This is a genomic window from Staphylococcus sp. EG-SA-17 (assembly GCF_017151845.1).
Taxonomy (GTDB): Bacteria; Bacillota; Bacilli; order Staphylococcales; family Staphylococcaceae; genus Staphylococcus; species Staphylococcus aureus.
In genome coordinates, this window is the sequence record NZ_JACVZO010000091.1 from 1 (window position 1) to 479 (window position 479).

The window sequence follows — 479 nt, forward strand, 5'->3', positions numbered from 1 at the left end:
GTTAATTGCATCTCTTGCAGCTTGTTTATGTGTCACTTGAGGAACAACTGATCCAATAGTATTGATGCCATTATTTTTAGCTGTTTCAACATCAGCATTGGTAGTAGCATTCGTAACATTATCAATAGCATCTGTTTCATCCGTAGCTAATTGATTTATTGCATCTTGAATCTCGTCTTCAGTAGCATCTGGTGTTGCATTGATAATTTCCCTTTGTTTCGTTGCTTTATCACGTATTGCTTTTTTAGCATTTGGTTTAACAACCGGTGTTGCAGTATCCCCACTTAAGGTCTGTATACCTTGATCTTTAATTCTAGTAACACCATCATCAGTCGTTTGATCACCAATATCACCAATAATATTGCCTTTATGTTCCTCGATAACTTGTATTGCTGCTTGTTTTTCTTCATCTGTCAGTTCATCATTTTGATTAACTAAATCTTCCATTTGATCAGCTTTTTGATTTACTGCATTTTCAG

General features: G+C 35.1%; 1 protein-coding gene. It reads right to left on the reverse strand.

The annotated features are described in order from the left end of the window. Nucleotides 1-479: DUF1542 domain-containing protein (locus IDG65_RS14195; protein ID WP_206174206.1), on the reverse strand; the 479-nt coding region annotated here is incomplete at both ends.